The organism is Aquimarina penaris, from assembly GCF_040786285.1.
Classification (GTDB): Bacteria; Bacteroidota; Bacteroidia; order Flavobacteriales; family Flavobacteriaceae; genus Aquimarina.
The window spans coordinates 553,924-574,011 of the sequence record NZ_JBFMKQ010000003.1 but is presented as its reverse complement, the minus strand read 5'-3'; the positions used below and the strand labels follow the sequence as shown (position 1 = coordinate 574,011).

Here is a 20,088-nt window from a genome sequence, read left to right as displayed (position 1 = left end):
TGTTATCGGTTTATTGAACTTTATTATTTATCTAATCTATTTGAAGATTATCTCCTTTTGATTTATTCCAAGTGCTCTTCAAAAGCACTTTTACTTTTTCATCATCATAAAAAGCCTCTATTCTTTTACGGTCTTTAGATTGAATCGTGCCTTTAATCAATTCACAGTTGTCTAGTCTAAAAACGGCATTAATTGAACCATCTTTAGATTTGACGTGAAAATGTGGTGGATTATGATCATTAGAATATATTTCAATTTTCATATTTCTAACCTGCCCCACCTGCTCTTTTATAAAATAGACTCCCCATTCAGGATTATACAACGTTCTATTTATGAATTTGCTAAGCTCTTGTTCGAGTAATTCGATCATCTTTTTATTGAACTTTTACTAATTAATATAGGCTTTGGAGTAACTAAATTAGAAGCTAAACATTTCGGCATTTTTATTTTTGCACCGAGCTTCTAATTCTTCCAAACTATTTATTGCTACGTTATATAATCGTTGATAACCATCTTTCTCATATGATACTTCTTCCAATTCTAATTGCGTTTCTTCCAATTCAGATTGTAACTTCTCCAATATCTCTTCATTTTGGGATTTTAGCAATCCCAATTCCTTATTTAAATCGCGATTTTTATAAAAAGTAATACCACTCATTATCGAGGATAACACAAGAAATAATACAGCTAATTGTTTCATTATTTACAAGATTGGTTTATTGAACTTTAATGATCTTGAAAAAACACCTCTGCCATTTCTCCTTTTGTCAAATTTGAGATATCAGCATGGCCTAGAGGATTATGTTCTTCCCAAAATACTTCATCACCAATTTCAAAATTATCATCAGACAGCATTTCAAAAATTGAATAGCTATCATCGTCGGTCAGAACTTTCACCATTCCCTTTTGCCAATTTATATTTTTCACAATTCCTTTCATCTTTCGTTTAAACTTTTAGTTTTCATCTTAATTTCTACGATTACCTTTAAAGATCAGGAAAAAAGAATCTGTATAGTTTATTTTTCTATGGTCTAATCTATTTTTTAAATCATTTTCAATCTTCTCTATGTTTTTATTTACTCCTACCAAAATATCCATTAACTCTATCGATTCAGATAAATCATTCACCAGTATTGTATAAGAAAAATCTATTTCAACATCAACTTTTGAAACTTCTATATCGAAATAAGTTGAAAGGCTATATCCATCACTCCTCTTTTCACCAATTAGTTTATGCTCTCGGCTATGAAAAAAATTCAAAACAGAATTAATTTTTTCTTTTGTTGTCATCTTTATAATGTTTGTTATTTTATTATTTCCCAATTACTTTCTCTAATACTCCTCCAGGCATTGCAGGTGTAGAATCATCTCTTAGTAATCCCGAATCCGCCCTACTAAATAAAGCTTGCATAATAAGATTTCTCTCTGTTGGATCTACTCCCTTTTCCTTTACAAGGGCTAGATACACATAAGTTAATTGTTCTCTCTCTTGAGCATCTCTGTACAAGTGATATGAACTAAACATGAGCTTAGAAAAAGTTTTTATACCATATGCTAAAAACGAAACAAAAGTTATGAATACTATCGACCATCTAACTGCACTACCGGTTTTCTCAAATAAATCTTTTAGTGTACCGTCAGAAATTAAATATAATACACCTCCCAATGCTAAAACAGCAAGTATTATTACAACAATTAACCAACCGAGCCACTTATTTCCTTCAGCTTTAAGCGTCGTAGCTCTATTTTTCCAATAAATTGCTGGTGCTTCAAGTTTTAGTTTTTCTTTATATAATTCTTCCAGTTTTTTAAATGAATTATCAGCTTGGGTTAATAAGTTGGAAAATTTACCTTGAGAATCCTGCTTCCAATTTTCGTATTGTTGATTTTTACGTTTTATTAAGCGGGATATGGACTCCTCTTTTGACTGATACTTCCCTTCGATTTTAGCAATGTGTTCATCAACCTGAGAATCCGTAATCTGTAATTTTTTGAGGTATTCAGATCTAATCCTACTTAAGGTAGTTTTTTCATTGCTTCTTCTTCGAACTAAATTGTTATCTTGAGTAAAAAATTCATAGGCACGATACCATCCAATAAAATAGTTTTTATCCGAATTATTGGATCTAAAAACCTGATTAGTAAAGAAATCGTAGGCACCTTCGGAGGAACCAGCATATTCACTATCTAGTTTTAATAGAAAGTCAGTAGTTGAAGATTCCTTATTGAAATATTGATCTTTTCCAGTACCAGATGCTTCCAATTGTTTAGAAAGATTATTCCAGTCTTGCCCTCTGTTTGAGTTATTTAACTCCAAATTCCTATTTACAAAATTTTCTATTTTATTTACACAAGACTCAAAATGTTTCTTGCTAGGTATTAATATATCGGGCAATGAGCTTGTTTTACTATAAAAATCTAGTTGTTTTTTAAAAAAATCATAAATCAAATCTAAACCCTTGAGTTTAATTTCCAATTGTGCATACGGGTATGTAATATCTATATTTAGCGTTTTATACCAACTTTTATGTTCAGATTGTCTTATAAGTTTTCTTATCTCCGTTACATTCATATTGATCTCTCTAAAAAGTTTATTAGCTTTTTAATTTTGTTACTTTTTTAAGTGATTTTCACAATAAGCTTCATCAACAGATTGTTCCTTATCCCAAAACAACTTTTTACAAACCGAACAATTTCTTCTACCTTGATAAGCCAAATACTTATACAAAGTAGGTTTCGATTTGATATCCAACAACTTCATTATTTCGGCAATAGAAAGCTGTTTGTTTTTATCTCGATAATAAGACTCAGCCAAAATCGCCTTCTTTTGTGCTTCTTTACCTAACCCTCTTTTTCTTCCAATCTTAGCCCCTCTTCTCCTAGCACTCTCCTGCCCTGCTAATGTTCTTTCTATAATTATATCTCTTTCTAATTGTGCTACAGCACTAAACAAAGTAAATATGAATTTACCATGTGCCGATGTTGTATCGATAAATGGTTCACGAATGCTTTTAAAAGCAACTTCTTTGTCTTTAAACTCGTCTACGAGCTTAAGCATATGTGAAACGCTTCGGGCGATACGATCCATCTTCCAAACAACTACGGTGTCACCTTCTCTCAATTTACTAATTAGCAAATCCAATGATTTACGATTAGATTTAGCCCCAGAAGAAATATCTTTATAAATATTCTTTTCGGGTACTCCTTCTTTTAACAATGCGTCTACTTGTAAATTGAAATTTTGAGATGACGTACTAATACGTGCATATCCAAATAACATAGAGGGGTATATTTTACTATATAAATATATACTTAAAAATTATACCAATAAAATATACTTATTCAGAATTATTAACAACTAAAGAAGAAGAGTATACAAAAATGGTAGAAATAATAAACTTCACTTTTACCTTAGTAAAAGTGACCCTTCGGCAACACTTCGACAAGCTCAGTGTGACAGCTCAGGGTAATACATAACGCAAGTACATTATGATACAGATTGTATTCATAATAAGACGTTATGTAAAATTGCTTTAAACTTTAAAAATTATTGTTTTATTGTTTTCGAAAGTGCGTTATAGACTATAAATTTTTTTCATAATCCATACTTTGATTCAATACACGAACAATTAAAATATTAATATCTGTAGGCAAATAAAAAATAGTGTGGGATTGATAAGAAAATCGTTTTAAAGATAACATAAATTCGGATGCATCACGTCCAAGGCTGGTATTATCTGCTAATACTTGAAAAAGTGTGTGCATTCCCAATAAATATGTCTTGGCTTGTTTTAATCCAAATGTTTCGATACCATATTCATACATTTTAGTAAGATCAGTTTCGGCTTTTCCAGATACTCTATAAACGCCCATCAGTTCGCATACGTTCTTCGACTTCTTTCATAATATCAGGAACAGATTTAGTGCTAATACCACTATCCATACCTTCTGTTATAGCAGCTTTAAGTGCAGAATATTTTGCCTTTTTCGATTGGTCTCGCCGTACTAAATCACGAAGATATTCACTATCATTTGTAAACTCTCCTGCTTTAATCTGTGACTTTATCCATTTATCCTGTTTCTCTGTAAATGTGATCGTTTTTCTAACTGTAGCCATCATTATGTGTTTAAATAATCATACTATTGGTGCAATATACGATATTCATCAAACATTCCAAAATCAAGAAATTTTTAAATAAGCGATTCCCAGAGATCCAATTATTATAGTTTAACATAGAACAAATCATCATCAATTTCGTTAACCGACAGAGTTGATATAATATATCTTATATTTGTCATAAATCGTTTTTTTAAATGAGAATTAGAACAGATAAATCAAATGATTATATCACACAAAAGGATTATCAAATTGCAACAATAGCAAATGCATTGGCGCATCCCTTACGTGTCGCTTTGGTGAGATATCTAAGCACCAAAAACGATGGTAAAGGTATCGATAATGTGACTTGCAATAAGGATTTGGTTAAAATGTTCACCTATTCTCAATCCACAATTTCTCAGCATGTTAAAATTCTAAAGGAAAGCGGTCTGTTTATTACTGAAAATAAAGATAAATTCGTCTTCTACACCCTGAACAAAGAATTGCTAAAAGAGTTCAATACCTTATTGTAAAATTATTTTAACATTACTTTACTAGTTTCATAATCAAAAATATGTACTTTTAAATCGTTTATAAGCGATATACGTTTTAACCAATATAAATATTCAAAATCAAAAGTTATGATCAAAAAAAAGTACCTGTTGCTAATAGCTATTAGTATTGTTTATCATTATAGTGTAGGCCAAACCCTTCATCCTCTTGAGTCTGCCAAAAACCACTACGCATCTCTACAGAAATTAGACCATAAACCCAACGCAACAAGGGCTGATCTTGATAAGATCGTTTTTCCTGCATCTAATTATAGTAGCGGAACATTGATTTACACCATGATTACCCCGCATTATTTAACAAACGAACAAGTCAATCGGTTAAAACACAGTATTCATTTTCCTGCCAATAGTTCAGACCAAACAAAAGCAGAACTAGAATATCTATTAGCATGGCAGGCAAAACGTACAAAAGAAGAGTCAGATCGGGCATCCCAGGTACTTGCGCCTATAGGATATTGGCCACATGCAGATATCTTACAAACACATAATCGATATGAGCAGAATTTGGAGTACTTGTTGTACGAAGGTAAAGCGGTTATGGGGGATCATGTTACCTATCAAAATTACCCTGCTACCACCAAATTACTAAGAGGTATAACCAAAGACATGCGTTTAATGGAGTTTACGGTTAAATATCATTTGTTAAGGGCCCGACCCTATCATCTCGAACCTAAATTGGAACCTCTTGCCAGAATATCTTCTCCTTCTTTTGCCAGCGGTCATACCCTTTGGGCCTATATCCAAGCGTTTGCCTGGAGTGAGTTATTACCCAATAAAAGAAAAGAATTTTTGGAGGTAGCATACGAAGTTGGAGAATCAAGAGAAATTATGGGGATTCATTATCCCAGTGACGAAGAAGCCGCTAGAGTACTAGCGCACAAAATGTTACTAGCGATGACCAAAAACCCAAAATTTATAAAAGATCTGGAAGATGCTAAAAAAGAGTGGAAATAAATCATAAAAATATGAAGTTAAAAACCAAAGTTTTCGTCACGCTTATTCCATTCCTGTCTATACTAGCTTGTAACCAAAGCCCTAACAGGGATGCCATCAAAAAAGAAAGTATACAAAAAGGTATATTCGAACCTATAGTTACTGGAAGAATAGCTACAGATGGCAATTTATCACGCGGAGTTGCCTGGGGAGATTACGATCAAGATGGAGATCCGGATCTGTATGTTGCCAATTCTAATGGCCAATGGAATTTTTTATACAGAAATAATGGAGACGGTACATTTAAAAAAATGACAAGTGATGCTTCCGGAGGAGACATGTATTCAGAAGTAGTGAAACACGGGGGAAATTCGCAAGGTGTAAATTGGGTAGATTATGATAACGACGGAGACCTGGATTTATATGTTGTGAGCAGAGGTCAAGAAGGGAACTTTCTCTTTGAAAATATCGAAAATTTGGGCTTCAAAAGAATTTCTGATCATCCTTTAACTTCTGATGATATTGCGGCCTCTATGGCATGTTGGGTGGATATCGAAAATGATGGAGATTTGGATGTATTTATAGTAGCCTCTGGAAGTGGATCCAATCTGGTATTTAAAAACCAAGGCAATGGAGTATTTGAAAAGATGAATGACAGCCCACTAACGAGCGGTAATGGCAGTGGCCGTGCATGTGGATGTGGAGATCTAAATAATGATGGACTCCCTGATTTTTATGTAGCTAATGCCCGAAAACCAAATCTTTATTTTAAAAACTTAGGGAACTGGAAATTTGAAAAAATTAATAGCGGACATGTTGTAGAAGATATTGGGTATTCTTACGGAGTATCTATGGCGGATTATGATGAAGACGGGGATTTAGATCTATTTCTGGCAAATTTTGACAAACAGAACTTTTTATACAATAATGATGGCCAGGGTAATTTAACGGTTGTAAAACAAAGTATTTTGACCCGGCAACAAGGTGGAGCTTCTAAGGGGCATACCTGGGGAGATTATGATAATGATACTGATATTGATCTTTTTATAGCAAATGGCACCTATAGACCAGATATGCATAATTTTCTGTATCTAAATCAAGGGAATGGTACATTTATTCAGAATGTAACAGATCAAATTACGAAACATGCCGACACCTCGGCCGGTACTGCGCATGCGGATTTTGATCGGGATGGAGACCTGGATATTTTTGTTGCCAACTGGGGAAGTAATGATCAAATCAATAGGTTTTATAAAAATAGTACAACAAACAAAAATTGGATTACCATAAGACTTCGAGGCGTGCAATCTAATAGCAATGGTATTGGTACTCAAGCTATCCTTAATTTCATTGTTGATAATAAAGAAAAACGTATTCACAGATGGATGTACCCTGTAACTGGATATGGAAGTCAGAATGATTATGAACTCCATTTTGGTCTGGGTAATTCGACCAAAATCAAGAGCATTATTTTAAAATGGCCATCAGGTATTGTTGACACACTTAAAAACATAGCTGTAAATACCCATTATTTAGCTGAAGAAAAAGGGAAACTATCTGAAATTAAATAGCTTTTAAAGGTAGTAACCCGTCGACAACACTTCGACACTTCGACACTTCGATAAACTCAGTGTAAACAAGCTCAGTGTAAGCAAGCTCAGTGTGACCGTTCAAGACAGGTGTAACACAAGTATAGTATTCAATACTTGATATTGAATGAGCTTTATGAGTTTATATTAAAATTTCAAATCTAACCAAATGATATATGAGAGCAATAGTATAATACTATAGCGATCTTATCTTGTCGTAGAATGTTTCCTTTATACCCTAGAAAGGTGTAGTACGTAAAAAACAAACTCTTAAAAACTAAAACGGATAACTACATCTGGTGTGAGCCGCAATGACCTTCTTTCAAAAGTACCTATAGTATCTTCACTAATTTCAATAAACCCTTGTCCAATTGTATTTTTTCGATTATAAATGTTACGTAACGAGAAGCCTAACATCCCTCCCCATGGGTTTTTAGTTTTAATAGTAAATCGATATAGCACTGAAGCATCTAATCTATGATACGCTTTAAATCTATTTACATTAATCCCCTTGGGTTCAATTATATTACCAAAAAAACCATCTTCGTCGGATATAAGCTTAGTAAAGGGACTACCTGTAGCATAATTCCATCCTAGAGCAAACTCAAGATCATTAACTTTTAATGTTTGCGAGATATTAAATACATGTTGTTGATTAAAATTACTAGGAAAAGACCTTTGTTGTAATGTGGGAAAAGTAATTGCGGTTTTACTGTATGAATATCCGATCCAAAATCGATAATTACGAATTCTTTTTTTTAATAGAAAATCAAAACCAATACGTTCTTCTTTTCCTATATCTATACCTGTATCCGTCTGAGAAGGTACAATCTGTAAAATAATAGTATTAATCGAATTGATATCGGTAAGCCTTTTATAATATCCTTCCAGATCAAAATTCCAACCTCTATACGTGTACAACGATCCAAAAGTAAATTGTTTGCTTTTTATCACAGGAATGAAAAATGGATTTCCCTCGTATAAAATATCCCCAGAAAGTAACCATAGATTATCGACTACAGGAAGACTACCTATTGATGGACTAAGGCTTGTAAAATCACTAAAATTATTAAGTTGTTGATTCTTGATTTCTGCAGAAGCCGTTACTCTAAAATTTTTGAAAACTTCTAGCGATGAAAACAGACGAGGCTCTATAAAAACCTGATCTGTATTGCTTAAATAAGATCCTCTAAGACCAAAATTAGCATAAGTTTTTTCTCCTTTATGCGTATACTCTGAATATAACGTATGATTATTACCATTACCATTTGTAATACTCATAAAAGAATCCTCAAAATCTCCCGTTAATGCTTGTGTATAATTATATCTTGTTTCATTATATGCATATTGATATCCCAATACTAACGACTGTTTTCTGGTAATAGGAATTTCCAAAGCATATTCAATTCCTATATCCTTAACCTTGTTATTTTGGTTGAAATCAAGGCTTTGATTTACATTTAGGGCCTTTCTGGCAATACTATACTTAGTGTCATAAGAGGAAAAATATGAACTTACTTCTTGTACACTATTATTCGAGTATTTTTTTTTCCAATTCAGACTAGCACCTGCGTTTCTAATTTTGTACACATCTTTTGTACTAAAAGAACCGGGGTCATCTACATCCTGCGGCAGCGTAACATTATCTAATTTGTTTTCTGCAAATATGGTACTAAACTTTATAGTATTATTTGAATTAGGATTCCAAACTGCCTTAAAATTAGCATCTGAAAAAGAGAAATTATCTTCTCTAAATGCTCTGTCAATAGTATTTCCTGATGTATCATCAGCAATGTCGGCTCTAGTATTCTGAAATACTTTTCGAACAAGATTATTGTATCCAATATTTGAATATAGGTCTGTAGTAGATCTGCGGAAAGCTCCCATTATACCCACTTTTTCAGACAAAGGAGCTTTTACAAACAGATCTGCATGGGTAAAATTAACCCCTCCTCCTATTTTAAGTTGATCGGTTAAGTCATCATCAGATTCTATAATAATTGCTCCAGAAATTCGATCTCCATACTGTACACTGGTTCCCCCTCGATACACCTTTACGTTTTTAACAATGTTAGGATTGTACGTTGATATCTGATCAAAAAAGTGACCATTATTATACATTTTTATTCCATCCCACAACACTAAGTTTTGATCTGGTGTCCCTCCTCGAATATATAATCCAGCTGGATCTTCAGTAGGACTACTTACCCCTGGTATTAATTGTAAACTTTGTAAAACATCTGGCTCTACAAGCCCCGGAAGAATTCTAAGTTTTTTTGTTGATACATTAATGGATGCATCTTTATTTTTTTGGATACCGGTAGTTAGGTATTCCTTAACTACTACCTGGCTTAAATTTAGAACTTCTGGTGTTAATCGAATTGTATCACAACTCGAATCTAAAAAAGTAGCTGCTTTAATTGTCTTTGTATCATATCCCAAATAAGATATAGAAATTGAATCCCTTGGAGATAAATGTACTTTAAAATACCCTTGTTCATCGGTAAGTCCAATTACATACTTATTTCTAATAATATTTGCTTGAGCCAACTCAAAAGTACTTACAGAATCAATCACAAAACCACATATAGTTATAGTGCTATCATTTTCTACCAAAATATAGCTACGATCATCAATCTGCCGAAGTATAAATTGAGTTTGTTCTTTTAGTATTGCTACTAATGAATCAATAGTAATAGCATCTTGATCAATTACAAGTTTTATATTCTTGATTGCTTCTACATCATAAGAAAAGTCAAATTGATATTGATTTTCAAACGTTTTCAAAACCTCTTGCAAGGCTACCTTTTCGGCACTATCGGTATGATGATTTGTTTGTTGTGCATAGCAAGACACCCCAAATAAACAACACACTATCAATCTAATTATCTGAAAACGAATCATTTATTTTTTAGGGCTATAATTCTATCTCCTTCAAATGTATAACTAATATTCATGGGGTCAAAGCTTGTACTAAGAGCGACTTTTAGATTTGTATGCTTAAAAAAGCCTGTAAATACTCTGTTGACATCTATATCTCCTGTATGAATTTTGATGTTGTATTGTCGTTCTAATTCTTTTATGACTCGCTCAAGAGGTACTTCAAAAAAGCTACTTTTACCATCTAACCAATCGGGTTTTGGATAGGAAACATTAACTATATCCAACCTTTCGTTTTGATTAGATTTTGTTCCTTTTCCGGGAGTAAGAATCACTTCATTAGCCTCATTCTTTACACGTACTTTACCTTCAAAACATTGTACTTCTAATGTTCGATCTCTAGAATATACATCAAATACTGTCCCTAAAACAGTGATCTCACCATTTTTGGTAGTAACCGTGAATGAAGATCCTTTATGAATATCAAAAAATGCCTCTCCTTTTAAATATAACTCCCGACGCTCTAAAAAAGAATTTTTATCGTATTCTAAAGAAGAATCTGCATTAAGGGTCACCACAGAATGATCAGGCAGCGTTATGACTTGTGTTTGTGCCATTTTAGTACGTATAGTAACCTCCTGAAAAAACATTGTTCTCAATCCGATTAAAACCAAAATCACTGCCGCAGCACTATATACCCATGTACGAATTTTAAAAACTTTTGATGTTTTGGCTTTTTTATATGAAGCATTATAGATTTTTTGTTCTTTCAAACCTTTTTCTACATCAAAAACAGGTCTATCTAGTCGCTCTACTCCTCTCAATATATCTTTATATGCATAATAATCTTCTGTGTTCTCAAAGTCCTCACGGTCTTCATTAGAGAGCTCTCCAGATAACCATTTTCCTAAAAAATCATCTTCATTAAAATCTTTTTTCATAGGTTATATATTAGTTGACTTTATTTTTTTTCTTAAAATAACTAGTGCCAAGTGCATTCGTTTTTCTACTGCTTTTACAGAGATTCCTAACATTTCTGCAATCTCTTTGTATGTTTTATTTTCTATTCTATTTAAAAGAAAAACTTCCCGTTGTCCGTCCTTTAAATCAGAAATAGCCCTATTTAGACGATGCATAAATTCTTTTTCTTCCATCTGAAATTCTGGAGATTCATTTGTATACGTTTTTTGCGCTTTTTCCTGATATTTCAGTACTGTTTTTTGATGAACAATAGCATTGATCGAAGCATTATTAGCGATTTTATAAAGAAAACTTTTGGCTGCTCCAAAAAGTATCTTGGAACAGTTAACCCATAATTTCGCAAAACTATCTTGCACAATATCTTGGGCTTTTTCCATATCTCCATATTTGTAATAAAGGTAGTAACATATTTTTTCTGCGTGCTCGCGGTATAGTTTGTCATATACTTTCTCTTCACAAACGCTAATTACTTTCTCTGGCATTTTAAAAAAATTTTAATCAGTTTATTTTTAAAAAAATTCTACATCTATTACTAATACGAATATCAGAATCTGAAATTAATTATTAAGCTAAAAATGGGAAACTTAATTTAATATTGTATTCCTAAAACAAATAATCCCAGAAATACCCTACCAAAAGTTTTCTTTATAAAATAGACATCAAATATTACCATGAATATCCTACAGTAAAGTCTAAAACCGTATTAAATTCGGTAATATTTCTATACTCTAAACCTATTGCTGCTTCGATAGTTATTCCTTTTAATCCTTTTTTTAATATCCATTGATATCCCATTTTTCCAGAAACACCTGCCTCGAAACGAAAAATATCTTTATTAGATCTATCAATAACCTTAATATTATTATACTCTGTCAACAATCCCCCGCCTGTAAACCAGCCTTCTGGTGCTTTTTTTCGTTTTGAAAGATAAAATCGTAATTCAGTTTGAAAAAGCGCATTATAATTTCTCTCATATTTATTATTAATAAAATGTTGTGTATCAAATCCCTGAATTAATATAAAGTTTAGTGACATTTTCGGTTTTATTACACGCTCATATCCGATACCAATCTCTCCATTAAGTGCATTTAGTGGAAATACTTTAATAATATGCTTAGGCATAAATGTAATTTTCTCCTTCTCATTTACGACTTCCTGCGCATTTATTGATACTATAGTTAATAATACTATGAGCATACTGCATCCAATTTTTTTCATGATTCTGTTTTTACATTCTTCTATTTAAAATTTTACATCCCTAAAACATATGAACCCCTATATACCCTACTATTAATTTTTACTCGATAATCGAGATTTAAATGCTCCGAGGCTTGACTCGAAATCAAAATTATTTTTAACCGATGCCACGTGGGCTTGCCCCGAGGTTGCTTACTGTTATAAAAAATTAATAGTAGGGTGTTTGCTTTGCTATTTGTTTTAGGGTTGTAAAATTTTAAAACAATGTTTAGAATGATTAGAATAATTTTTGTTTCCCTTTTACTAATGAGTTCTTATTTCGGGTTTTCTCAAAATGAAAAAGCGGTATCTGTAGAAAAATCAACATTTGGTATCCAAGTTGGGTTAATAGGTATATGGGTTCATAATGAATTAAAATTATCAGATCAAGTGGCTTTACGAAGCGAAATTGGTCTAGGAGGTGTTAATACGGAAAATATTGTACCCATAGTAGCATTAGAACCACGTTGGTACTATAATCTAAATGGGCGTACCGATAAGCATAAAAGAATAGATGGTAATAGTGGTAATTACGTCTCGCTAAGAACTAGTTATCATTTCCGTTCGGTTTTAGAAGCTGAAGAAAATGATGTAAATCAAATATTTATTGCTCCCACATGGGGAATAAGAAGAAATCTTGGAAATCATTTTAATTATGAAGTTGGAGTTGGCGCAGGACTTGGATATCGAAGAAAAATAGTCTTTTCACCTTATGTTAACCTAAGAATAGGATATCGTTTTTAACTATATATAAAAATGGATTGTTTTTTAAAGTAGATAAAAAAGGCACTCCTAAACCTTCAATTATACTAATAATTTTAAAAATAAAACTATGATAAATATACATTTATGTACTTACGTAAAATCAATAAAGCGCCTTGTTGAATTGTTGTTGTTATTAGTGATTCTTACGGCCTGTGAGTCTGATAATGATACCACTGTCCCTCCAGAAAACTCAATTAATGGATTTTGGTCAATACCAGAAAAAGGATGGATGTTTCAATTTACAGATGATAAGAATATATTTTACAATACAAATGCTGCTGGCTGTTCCATTCAAGATGATGATTTTGTTCTTCAGGATTTCTATGAATTTGATTTTGATGTTATCAATGAAAATGAACTGATAGCATCTTCAGCATTATCAGATTCTGAAATAGTATTTGTTCGATTACCAAATCAAAATCCAGATTGCCTCCCCGATCAAATTTCTGACACTAAAGATCCCGTAATAAACTTTGATCATTTCTGGAATATTTTTAATGATTACTATGCTTTTTTTGAAACAAGAAATATAGACTGGACTCAGTATGAGCGTTTAAGAGATCAAGTTACGGCAGATAATTTTTATGATATCATAGAAGAACTTGCCTATTTGTTGGATGATGGGCATGTAAGCATATACGACGAACAGAACGGTATTGAAATTAATTCAGGAGATCCAACCTTATTAGAAAAGTTGAATGCTAATCTAAGTATGGATCTAGCTATAGAAAATGAAAGCGATTTTTTTGATCTTGGTAATGAAAAATTAAGAACGATATTTAATAATTATTTAGGAGGAAATGTTGAATCGGATGAAAGGCAGAATATCTTATGGGGGTTAATTAATGATGATACCGGGTACATTAATATTATCACAATGGAAGGATATGGCACTGATCTTAATAATGAGTTATCATCATTAAATGTGTTATTAGATACCGTTATGGATGATATTGAAGCCTCTGGAGTTTCTAAACTGATTATCGATATACGTTTTAATGATGGAGGAGTTGATACCGTTGCTTTAAATATTGCATCTCGGTTTATAGATCAAGAACGAATTTCATATTTTAAAAAAGCCAGATTGGGTGATAGTTTTACCGAAAATAAATCCTTTTCTGTAGGACCTCGCGGAAATTTTCAATTCACTGGCGATATCGTATTACTTACAAGTCCATTTACCATAAGTGCAGCAGAACTTTTTACACTATGTCTTAAAGATGTACCGTATGTTACTGTTGTAGGAGAGAATACGGCAGGTGCTTTTTCTACTATTCTTACGCATATATTACCTAATGGTGCAGAAGTAGGATTGTCAAACGAAATATATAGTGACGCACAAGGCAACGTTTTTGAAGTTGTTGGAATTGGGCCTGATCATCAAGAAAATCATATTCCCTTTTTATCAACTCAAGATTTTCAAGAAGAAAAGGATAGCGGAATAGATCGTGCTTTGGAAATATTACAGAATTAGGCGGTTTCTAAATCAAGTAAATAAGGCTGTCAAAAAAAGATAGCCTTGTTTACTTTACAAGCACTACCATATTATAAATAATATACAATTCTATACCCCACACATTACTCATTTAGGTAGTTTATAAATCGCGTACCTGCCTGCCGTTGCCGTATGGCAGGCAGGTTTGATAAAATATACGTGCAAAAAGTTTTTACGCGATTTTTCGCAAGGTTTATATTGTTTTAAGAGCTCAAGATTACTATCACAATTCTCGTGACGTTGCCACATACGCATTTTTAGCGTTTATGATTTGTATCTCTGCAAACATTATCCAGCCACATCATCTCGCAGCTTTACAAAATTGATTCACAGGATCAATTTCGTAAACTCGTCTATGCACATGTTCTTTGCAGAACACTTATATATCAAGATTTAGTTTGTAGAAAACCCCCATATTTGCCCAATAGATTCTCCTCCTTTATCATCTTTAACTATAACTTTCCAATAATAGGATTTATCTAAAGTAGTATTTACATTTAGTGTTTGTTCTATTTGGTTTTCAGAAACTAATATCGTTGGCGGGTTTTTTTCATCAAAATAAACATCATAAGTAAGAGGGTCTCCATCGGTATCACTTCCTTTCCATTCTAATGTAATTGTTCCTTCTGTTTCTGTGGCGTTGAGTATCGGTCCTACCAATTCAGGGGAAAATGGTACATGATTTGAAAGGCCTATACCTTCGGTGTATAAATTAAATATAGAAGAAAATCCACCAGATTCATTCTTACTATCAGTTGCTTGTACACGCCAATAATAAGCTATTCCCTTTTCTAAGGTAAAAGTATGTTTTGTTAAGGTACTACTGGTTGTAAAGTCAATTGTTGAAAATTGATTATCCTTAGATACTTCTATATTGTATGTAATAGCATCTCCATCTGGGTCTGATGATGTGTTCCAACTAAATTCTAAAGTATTGTCGATACATAATAAATTATTAGTTGGATATACTAAGGTAGGTATTGTTGGTTTTTTATTTTCAGAAACAGGTAGTTCTGGTGGTGTGTCATCTCCTCCTGATGTACATGCAAATAACAGAGCACTAATAAAAACAAGTTTTAAATATATTTTCATCATTATTTTTTCAAAATTTTTAATAATACTGGTTCTTCAATTAAAACTTTAGCAAAATAAATACCTTTTGGTTGGTTTTTAAGATTTAAATTAACTTTTCCATTTTTCACCAGATAGCTATGTGTTGATATTAATTGAGATTGTATTGTATACAATTCTATTATTACTTCTTTTTGAGTAATCGGTAAATTTACTTCAACATCTCCATTAGTAGGATTAGGGTAGGCTAATATTTCACTGGTTAAATTAACTTTTTGAGATAATTTTCCTTCACAAACCCTACTTGTTGCTATTTCTATTATGTCACCATGTGAAGCATTTACTGAAAATGAAGATAATTCTGTTTGCCACACAACATGGCCATTAACAAAAACACTATAAGGTGCTGTTCCTTTTTCAATATTAATGAATACTTCTCCTGATTTATTAGAAGATGAATTTCCAGAAATGGTGGTACCTTCTGCTAAAGCGATCGTGTAACACTGCTCATAAAATTCTGATGCTACGGTTATACATAGTTCATGATTCCCTGAAGTTAAGTTATCGATAATTAAATCTGTTGTGAAATTATAGTTTGTTCCATTTAAACTAGCAGTATAATTATGGGTTTCATTGGCAGAGATAATAATTTTTGCATTGTTTTTATTTGGGCATGTTTCACCAATAGTTTGAATGTTTAAATTATTTTCAGGAAATAGTATGCATCCTTTTATGTCTACAGCTGCATTTAATGGTGTATTCGGACATTGATCTATGTTGTTATTGATACCATCATTATCATCGTCTAATTGGCTTTGCGAGCAACCAACGGAATCTACTGTTTCTCCAAGAGGTGTATTCGGACATTGATCTATGTTATTATTTATACTATCATTATCATCGTCTTCATACTCTAAAATTACCATTGTATTAACAGTATTTGTGATAATTGGGGGATTAAAATCGAAGAAAATATTTGCTTTGTTAAGTATAATATCACCTATGTTTATATTATTTTTTGGTTTTACTTTATACGCTATGAATCCATGAGAATTTGGTTCATCATTAGTACTATCAGGTAAGTTGATAGTATTAAATATGAACTTTACTTTGCTACCATTTTTAATCTCTACGCGTCCTGAATGGCTTAAACTTTCTAATTGAAATGTAGTCCAATCTAAATTTGAATCTAGAATATTTTCTACTTTAACATTAATAGCATCTGCCGTTCCTGTATTTTGAAAACGGATAATATAATGCAAATAATCATCTGCATCTTCTAGCAAGATTTGGCTTCCTTCTAAAACAACAATGTCATTAGGATCATAAGAACCGATAACTACTTGCTTAAGTATTGACTCATTATTTTCTAAAAAATCATCTTCGCCAGTAATTGTTCCATTTGCACTAGTTACAAGTAAATCGTCAATAGTAACAGTTGGCGGAGGTTCAACCAAAAAATTTGCCTGAATAGAATTAGATTCAAAAGGAAGTAATGTCCCTATATCGAAGGTAAGCGCCCCTGCAAGAATAGCACTAGGAGCTTCTGAGGCTTCAATGAAATTAAGTGCACTTTCGTTAAAATTAAGATTAATCTCTCCTTCTAGCACAGTAGTACCCACATTTTTGTAGGTCAGTAAATACCTTGTTGCAAATCCTGGCCTTACTTCCAATAAGGGAAATAGTTGAACTTCCAGATCATTCACCACCTGTTGTGCTTCAATACAAAAATCACCAGATTCAGTAGTTCCAATTCCATTAAATGTAAATTCATGCTCCGCTGGACTAGCTCCGTAATAAGTAGGTAATGCACCAGAAACGGTCGTTGTATATGTTCCCTCTCCAACACTTAGACTATAAAGGCCATTGGGAAGTGTAAATGTGCTGTAAGAATCAACTCCATTACTTGCTGTGATCATTAGGTTATTGATCAATGGATCATTGCCATCACAACCTGTGGCGTTCAAGTCATTTTTTACTTCCCCAATGATTTGATTTCCTTGCTCCCCTTCATTAAGAAGTACAACGAGGCGATCGGGTGTATAAGTATCTAGAATTACCTTATATTCGTATTGATCTGCATGAGCTATATCAATTTTAAAATCGCCATTAAAATCTCCAAGTGCTGTAACGGGATTAACTTCTGGCCTGTCGGATATAAATATTGGGATTTCGGCACTAAAATCTTCATTTCCAGTTAAATTTTCATACCAAAAGACACCTTTTTTATCCCATGATTTCCATACTACATCTTGATCAAAATCACCATCTAAATCTGCAATCTCTACGAATTGAATAAATTCTGAAGGATTTCCTACTACAATTGGTGAAGAAAAATTTCCAGCCCCATCTGTATTTTCATGCCATTTGATATCTCTTCCAAAGGTAATTACATCGAGGTCATTATCTTGATCAAGATCCGCCAAACATAATCCTCTAAATGCTGCACTGTTTGGAAGTATAACTGCGGGAGCAAAACTTCCTTTTCCATCTACGTTTTTAAACCATTTTACCAGGCCTGTAAAACCCTCAAATACTACTAAATCAAGATCACCATCACCATCTATATCACCCAATTTGACCGAACTTGGACGATCAACATTTGTACCTACTTCAATAGGTAATGAAAAGGTGCCAGACCCATTTTCATTTCTTAACCAAGAAACAGTTTCATTGTCTTTACCTTGAACTAGAACAAAATCTTGATAACCATCCTTATCTATATCTCCTACGGCTATATCTCCAATGGTAGATTGTATATTAATTTCTATAGTCGAATTTATTACTTGAGCGTTTTTAAATATTCCTGATCCATTAATATTTTCGTACCAAACAAGATTTGCATTCGGTGAATCTCTAATTGATACTATATCAAGATCTCCATCATTGTCTATGTCAATAGGTCTAGAATCCTTCAGAAGATCAGCACCAGAGAAGGCTTCTTGTCTATCAAAATTACCATTACCATCTAAGTTTTTATAAATAGAACTATAATACCCACTTCCTTTAACCAATAAATCAAGGTCACCATCATTGTCAACATCCATAGATTCAATAGCGCTTTTAAAAGGGTAATCTGAAATAATTTTTCTAGTGTCAAAAGCTCCTTGACCATCCGAATTTGAGTACCTAAAAATGGTACCTATCCTTTCTGAGAAAATTGAAGCAATAACATCTATAGTTCCATTTCCATCAAAGTCTCCCGTAGCTAATCTATTATCTGTAATATTACTACATCTAATACAAAATTTAGAATCAATCATATTAGGTGTTGAGAAAGTACCCATTCCGTCATTGTTTTCTGACCAAAACAAACCGTCCCCATCATAATAAAGCAAATCTTGATCACCATCAGCATCAAAATCTGTCGATATCAAACTCCTAACATTCAAATCTTCAATACTAATACTGGTTCGAGACAACTCTCCTATTCCATCAAACTCATACCAAATAAGATTATTAAAACCGCCCGCAATAAAATCTGCATTAGCATCCCCGTCAATATCTACTTTTTTTAAAATAGTTGGACCCAAATTCAAATTTGCATGAAATGGCAGGGCTGCGGAAAATGTCATATTGCCTAAATTTTCATACCAAGAAATTTGATCAAGTAAAGTGTCAAATAAAACAATGTCAATTTTAAAATCACCATTAACATCTTCTAGCAAGAAGACTGATGAACCAAAAGAATTAAAAGGTGGGATTATTACCTCCTGATTAGCAAAGGTTCCTAAACCATCCAAATTTTCGTACCAGACAACACCTTCGGATAAATGAAGTAAAATATCATTATCATCATCTCCATCAATATCGTTTATTTCCATAAGAAAAGCGGATATGTTGAAATTTTCATCTATTATATTAAAATCACTAAAACTTCCGTCTCCTTGGTTAGTAAGCCATCCAATAGTACCATTCCGCACACCAACTATATCTATATCATCATCACCATCTAAATCTCCTATTTTCATATTTAAAATAAAAGAAGAATCACTATTATAAATCATCTTGGCAGAAGAAAAATCACCGGCTCCATCTCTATTTTCATACCATACAATAGTAAAGCTTGAGTATACAAGAATATCAAAATCACCATCTTGATCCAGGTCTAGATTTTCATGATCGAATAATCTGGGATTAAAGATGACATCATCTTTTCCTGTTATTTCAATTTCTTCAAAAGACAATTGTGCCATTAAACCCAACGGAATAAAGGATATTAGCAAAAATAATAATACTCTAAAATTAGTCATAATTATTTGTTAATTTCATTGCGGTCGCAAAACTACAAAATATTAGTATTAAATCATATTAGCAGATATATCCCTTTTCCCATCATTGAAATAGATATGCGACCTACGATCACATATCTACTCTGTTATCATAGATCATTACTATTCCCTAGATTCGTACATCACCATCAAAATCCGTTACATGAATTGCTCTAGCGCTTGATTTTATATGTTA

At 32.6% G+C, this 20,088-nt stretch carries 19 protein-coding genes; 5 read left to right on the top strand and 14 right to left on the bottom strand.

Going from position 1 to position 20,088, the window contains the following annotated elements; all coding sequences use genetic code 11:
- Window positions 1-31: 31 nt before the first annotated feature.
- The 8 genes from ABW637_RS16325 to ABW637_RS16290 all read right to left on the bottom strand — a co-directional run bounded on the left by ABW637_RS16325 (window position 32) and on the right by ABW637_RS16290 (window position 4,117).
- The gene (locus tag ABW637_RS16325) at window positions 32-370 is read right to left on the bottom strand and encodes a DUF4160 domain-containing protein (RefSeq protein ID WP_367585790.1); all 339 of its coding nucleotides are present in this window, start codon (window positions 368-370) and stop codon (window positions 32-34) included.
- A 48-nt stretch (window positions 371-418) separates the two neighbouring features.
- Window positions 419-700, bottom strand: a complete 282-nt coding sequence (locus ABW637_RS16320; protein ID WP_367585789.1) for a hypothetical protein — start codon at window positions 698-700, stop codon at window positions 419-421.
- Between the two features lie 26 nt (window positions 701-726).
- Window positions 727-900 (bottom strand): hypothetical protein, encoded by a 174-nt coding sequence (locus ABW637_RS16315; RefSeq protein ID WP_367585788.1) that lies wholly within the window; start codon window positions 898-900, stop codon window positions 727-729.
- Window positions 901-966: 66 nt separating this feature from the next.
- Window positions 967-1,290 (bottom strand): hypothetical protein, encoded by a 324-nt coding sequence (locus tag ABW637_RS16310; RefSeq protein WP_367585787.1) that lies wholly within the window; start codon window positions 1,288-1,290, stop codon window positions 967-969.
- Window positions 1,291-1,312: 22 nt separating this feature from the next.
- On the bottom strand, window positions 1,313-2,395 hold the full coding sequence (locus tag ABW637_RS16305) for a DUF6161 domain-containing protein (RefSeq protein WP_367585786.1): 1,083 nt from the start codon (window positions 2,393-2,395) through the stop codon (window positions 1,313-1,315).
- 216 nt (window positions 2,396-2,611) lie between these two features.
- Window positions 2,612-3,280 (bottom strand): recombinase family protein, encoded by a 669-nt coding sequence (locus ABW637_RS16300; protein ID WP_367585785.1) that lies wholly within the window; start codon window positions 3,278-3,280, stop codon window positions 2,612-2,614.
- Window positions 3,281-3,582: 302 nt separating this feature from the next.
- Entirely contained in the window at window positions 3,583-3,873 is a 291-nt protein-coding gene (locus tag ABW637_RS16295; protein ID WP_367585784.1) for a type II toxin-antitoxin system RelE/ParE family toxin, read from the bottom strand.
- The gene (locus ABW637_RS16290; RefSeq protein ID WP_367585783.1) at window positions 3,860-4,117 is read right to left on the bottom strand and encodes a type II toxin-antitoxin system ParD family antitoxin; all 258 of its coding nucleotides are present in this window, start codon (window positions 4,115-4,117) and stop codon (window positions 3,860-3,862) included. Before ABW637_RS16290 ends, ABW637_RS16295 begins: the two co-directional genes overlap by 14 nt.
- Window positions 4,118-4,314: 197 nt before the next feature.
- Between ABW637_RS16290 and ABW637_RS16285 the strand changes: the two genes are divergently transcribed.
- The 3 genes from ABW637_RS16285 to ABW637_RS16275 all read left to right on the top strand — a co-directional run bounded on the left by ABW637_RS16285 (window position 4,315) and on the right by ABW637_RS16275 (window position 7,175).
- On the top strand, window positions 4,315-4,632 hold the full coding sequence (locus ABW637_RS16285) for an ArsR/SmtB family transcription factor (protein ID WP_367585782.1): 318 nt from the start codon (window positions 4,315-4,317) through the stop codon (window positions 4,630-4,632).
- A gap of 108 nt (window positions 4,633-4,740) precedes the next feature.
- Entirely contained in the window at window positions 4,741-5,625 is an 885-nt protein-coding gene (locus tag ABW637_RS16280) for a phosphatase PAP2 family protein (protein ID WP_367585781.1), read from the top strand.
- An 11-nt stretch (window positions 5,626-5,636) separates the two neighbouring features.
- Window positions 5,637-7,175: a CRTAC1 family protein gene (locus tag ABW637_RS16275; protein WP_367585780.1), complete on the top strand. Its 1,539-nt coding sequence runs from the start codon at window positions 5,637-5,639 to the stop codon at window positions 7,173-7,175.
- Window positions 7,176-7,463: 288 nt separating this feature from the next.
- On the opposite strand, the gene ABW637_RS16270 is transcribed toward ABW637_RS16275, so the two are convergent.
- The 4 genes from ABW637_RS16270 to ABW637_RS16255 all read right to left on the bottom strand — a co-directional run bounded on the left by ABW637_RS16270 (window position 7,464) and on the right by ABW637_RS16255 (window position 12,272).
- On the bottom strand, window positions 7,464-10,097 hold the full coding sequence (locus ABW637_RS16270) for a TonB-dependent receptor (protein ID WP_367585779.1): 2,634 nt from the start codon (window positions 10,095-10,097) through the stop codon (window positions 7,464-7,466).
- Window positions 10,094-11,014 carry a FecR family protein gene (locus tag ABW637_RS16265; RefSeq protein WP_367585778.1) on the bottom strand — a complete coding sequence of 307 codons (921 nt, stop codon included), beginning with the start codon at window positions 11,012-11,014 and terminating at the stop codon, window positions 10,094-10,096. Before ABW637_RS16265 ends, ABW637_RS16270 begins: the two co-directional genes overlap by 4 nt.
- A gap of 3 nt (window positions 11,015-11,017) precedes the next feature.
- On the bottom strand, window positions 11,018-11,536 hold the full coding sequence (locus ABW637_RS16260; protein WP_367585777.1) for an RNA polymerase sigma factor: 519 nt from the start codon (window positions 11,534-11,536) through the stop codon (window positions 11,018-11,020).
- Between the two features lie 184 nt (window positions 11,537-11,720).
- Window positions 11,721-12,272, bottom strand: a complete 552-nt coding sequence (locus tag ABW637_RS16255) for a DUF3575 domain-containing protein (protein WP_367585776.1) — start codon at window positions 12,270-12,272, stop codon at window positions 11,721-11,723.
- A gap of 252 nt (window positions 12,273-12,524) precedes the next feature.
- On the opposite strand from ABW637_RS16255, the gene ABW637_RS16250 reads away from it, so the two are divergent.
- Together ABW637_RS16250 and ABW637_RS16245 are read left to right on the top strand one after the other, a co-directional pair.
- The gene (locus ABW637_RS16250) at window positions 12,525-13,034 is read left to right on the top strand and encodes a hypothetical protein (RefSeq protein WP_367585775.1); all 510 of its coding nucleotides are present in this window, start codon (window positions 12,525-12,527) and stop codon (window positions 13,032-13,034) included.
- An 88-nt stretch (window positions 13,035-13,122) separates the two neighbouring features.
- Window positions 13,123-14,529, top strand: a complete 1,407-nt coding sequence (locus tag ABW637_RS16245; RefSeq protein WP_367585774.1) for a S41 family peptidase — start codon at window positions 13,123-13,125, stop codon at window positions 14,527-14,529.
- A gap of 414 nt (window positions 14,530-14,943) precedes the next feature.
- Here the strand turns inward: ABW637_RS16245 and ABW637_RS16240 are convergent, their stop codons facing one another.
- Both ABW637_RS16240 and ABW637_RS16235 read right to left on the bottom strand, forming a co-directional pair.
- Window positions 14,944-15,645: a glycoside hydrolase family 78 protein gene (locus ABW637_RS16240; RefSeq protein WP_367585773.1), complete on the bottom strand. Its 702-nt coding sequence runs from the start codon at window positions 15,643-15,645 to the stop codon at window positions 14,944-14,946.
- A complete protein-coding gene (locus tag ABW637_RS16235) occupies window positions 15,645-19,874 on the bottom strand; it encodes an FG-GAP-like repeat-containing protein (RefSeq protein WP_367585772.1) in 4,230 nt (1,409 codons plus the stop codon). Before ABW637_RS16235 ends, ABW637_RS16240 begins: the two co-directional genes overlap by 1 nt.
- Window positions 19,875-20,088: the final 214 nt, after the last annotated feature.